We start from the raw sequence: 3,287 nt of genomic DNA, 5'->3' as shown, positions 1-3,287 counted from the left end.
GGCATCGACTCCGGCGCCGACTCCAAGGCGTTCACCTCGTTCCTGACCACCGACAACGTCCAGGGCGGCCGCGTCGCTGCCGACGGCCTCGCAGCCGCCATCGGCGCCGCCAACGGCGGCAAGATCGAGGGCGACGTCGCCCTGATCACCAACGCACCGGGCGCCGGCTCGCTCGAACAGCGCAAGCAGGGCTTCACCGAACAGCTGGCCGCCAAATATCCGGGCCTCAAGCTGGTCGCCGATAAATATGCCGACGGCCAGGCCACCACCGGCCTCAACATCGCCACCGACCTGATCACCGCCAACCCGAACCTCAAGGGCATCTTCGCTTCCAACCTGATCATGGCGCAGGGCGTCGGCCAGGCTGTCGCGGAAAACAGCCTTGGCGGCAAGCTGGCGCTGGTCGGTTTCGACAGCGACGAGAAGCTGATCAAGTTCCTCAACGACGGCGTCATTTCCGCCCTCGTCGTCCAGGATCCGTACCGGATGGGCTATGACGGCATCAAGACCGCACTCGCCGCCTCCAAGGGCGAGAAGGTCGAAGCCAATGTCGACACCGGCGCCAATCTGGTGACCAAGGACAACATGAAAGACCCCAAGATCGACGCGCTGCTCAATCCGAAGCTCTGAGCCGTCGCATCCGCAATGGTCTCCGGGGCACCTCGCCCCGGAGACAAGCTGCCGCACAAACGGCTTGGCAATCCATAAGCGTAGGCTAGGCTGTTTTCGAGACATATCCTTGTCTCGCCGCGTGCCAATCGTGAGGCCAATCTGGGAGGATTGTCATGACATCGACGGCGCAGGAACTGCATCCGGCCCCTGTGCTGGAACCGGGGCGGACCATCCTCGAATTGCGCGGGCTGGAGAAGCGCTATCCCGGCACCCACGCGCTGAAGCCGGTCGACCTCGCCTTCAAGTCCGGTGAGATCCACGCCATCGTCGGCGAGAACGGCGCGGGCAAATCCACGCTCATCAAGCTTCTGACCGGCGTCATGCCGCGCACCTCCGGAGAGATCGCCTGGGAGGGCCAACCGGCCGCCCTGGCGACGCCGCACGAGGCGATGGCGCTCGGCATCAATGCCGTGCACCAGGAAGTCGTGCTGTGCCGTCACCTGACGGTCGCCGCCAACATGTTCCTCGGCGAGGAGAATTCGCGTTTCGGCATCCTGCAGCAGCGCGCCATGGTCAGGCAGGCGCAGACGATCATCGACGACCTCGGCTTCGACCTGCCGGCGCATGTCACGCTTGGGGACCTGACCATCGGCCAGCAGCAGCTGATTGCTGCGGCCCGCGCCACCGTGCGCGGCACCAAATTCCTGATCTTCGACGAGCCGACCGCCTACCTCACCCGCAAGGAGGCCGACCAGCTCTTCACCTTGATCCGCCGGCTGAAGGGCGAAGGCGTGACGATCATCTACATCAGCCACCGCATGGAGGAAGTGTTCGAGCTCGCCGACCGTGTTTCCGTGCTGCGCGACGGCACGCTGGTCGGCACCCGCAACATCGCCGAGACCAACGATGCCGAACTGGTCAAGATGATGATCAACCGCTCGATCGAGCAGGTCTACCACAAGGAGCATTTCACGCCGGGCGCCGCCCTCATCGAGGCGAGGAACCTGTCCGGCAAGGGCTTCGAAAATGTCTCGATGACGGTCCGCGCCGGCGAGATCGTCGGACTCTATGGCCTGATCGGCGCCGGACGCAGCGAGTTCGTCACCACGCTTTACGGCCGCCACCGCAAATCCGCCGGCCATATCCTCTGGGAAGGCAAGGAGGTGCAGGTCAATTCCGAGCATGACGCGATCAAGCTCGGCATGGCGCTGGCGCCGGAAAGCCGCCGCGACCAGGGCCTCTGCCTCAACCTGCCGGTCGGCTTCAACCTCAACCTGCCGATCTACAAGCGTATCTCGAACAATCTGCTGATTTCGAGCACGCAGGAGAAGACGCAAGCCGATCGCCAGATCGCCGATCTGCGCATCAAGACACCGACGCGCGGCGCGCTGGCATCCAGCCTGTCGGGCGGCAACCAGCAGAAGATCGTCATCGGCAAATGGCTGGCGCACGGCGCCAAGCTGTTCATCTTCGACGAACCGACGGTCGGCGTCGATGTCGGCACCAAGGCCGAGATCTACCGCCTGTTCAGCGCACTTTTGTCAAAGGGCGCCGGCATCATCCTGATCTCGTCCTATCTGCCGGAAGTCTATGAACTCGCCGACACGCTGCATGTGTTCCGGCGCGGCAAACTGGTGGCGACGCACGGTTTTCACGCCGCCAGCCACGAGGATATTCTCACTCAGGCGCTCGCCGAGAAACAAGAAAAGCTGGGAGGACAGATATGAGCACCGAGGCGATCGCCGTCGAAAAACCGAAGCGCAACTACAACGTCCTGTTTGGGCTGACGCTTTTGGCGCTGCTGGTTCTGCTCTGGATTCTTCTCTCCGTGGCGACGACGAGCTTCGCCTCCGCCAACAACATGGCCAATCTCTTGCGCCAGGGCTCGATGATCGCCATCATGGCGGTCGGCCAGACCTTCGTCATCATCACCGGCGGCATCGACCTGTCGGTCGGCGCCGTGGTCGGTTTCGCCACGGTGGTCGTGGCCATGATGATCAATGCCGGCTTCCCCATCTGGCTCGCCATTCTGGTGACGCTGCTGGTCGGCGTCGCCATCGGCATGTTCCACGGCTTCGGCATCGTCAAGATGGGCCTGCCACCCTTCATCATCACGCTGGCAACGCTGACCTCGCTGCGCGGCATCGGCCTTTTGATGACCAACGGCAATTCGATCAACATCAACAGCGACACCTTCACCGCCTTCTCGCGCAATTCCTTCATCGGCATCCCCAACCTGTTCTGGATGGTGATCCTGGTCGGCATTCCAGCCTATATCTTCCTGCACCACAGCCGCTGGGGCCGATACCTGTTTTCGGTCGGCTCCAACGCCGAGGCTTCGCGTCTGTCCGGCGTCAATGTCCAGCGCACCATCTACATGGCCTACACGCTGTCGGGCCTGTGCGCCGCCTTTGTCGGCGTGCTGCTGGCCGCCCGCATCGGCATCGGCAACCCGACGCAGGCCGAGGGCTGGGAGTTGCAGGCGATCGCGTCTTCCGTCATCGGCGGCACCTCGCTGTTCGGCGCGGTCGGCTCCGTGCATGGGCCGCTGCTCGGCGCCTTCATCCTGGCCACCATCAACAACGGCGCCAACCTGCTCAACGTCAACTCGTTCTGGCAGCGCATCATCACCGGCGCGCTGATCATCATCATCGTCTACTTCGACGGCCTGCGCC

Annotated in this window: 3 protein-coding genes; all 3 read left to right on the top strand. The window is 63.4% G+C overall.

Features of this window, described 5'->3' with window-relative positions; all coding sequences use genetic code 11:
- Positions 1–630 (top strand): substrate-binding domain-containing protein (locus tag EN750_RS25295; RefSeq protein ID WP_145967901.1); only part of this gene is annotated, 630 nt, incomplete at its 5' end.
- A 155-nt stretch (positions 631–785) separates the two neighbouring features.
- Positions 786–2,339 carry a sugar ABC transporter ATP-binding protein gene (locus tag EN750_RS25290; RefSeq protein WP_127398138.1) on the top strand — a complete coding sequence of 518 codons (1,554 nt, stop codon included), beginning with the start codon at positions 786–788 and terminating at the stop codon, positions 2,337–2,339.
- The coding region (locus EN750_RS25285; protein WP_145967900.1) for an ABC transporter permease at positions 2,336–3,287 on the top strand (952 nt) is incomplete at its 3' end. The genes EN750_RS25290 and EN750_RS25285, both read left to right, overlap by 4 nt.

It is taken from the genome of Mesorhizobium sp. M7A.F.Ca.ET.027.03.2.1 (genome assembly GCF_003999175.1).
In the GTDB taxonomy this organism is placed as follows: Bacteria; Pseudomonadota; Alphaproteobacteria; order Rhizobiales; family Rhizobiaceae; genus Mesorhizobium.
Note: the sequence above shows the minus strand (reverse complement) of the source record. Positions and strands in the feature narration are given on the sequence as shown.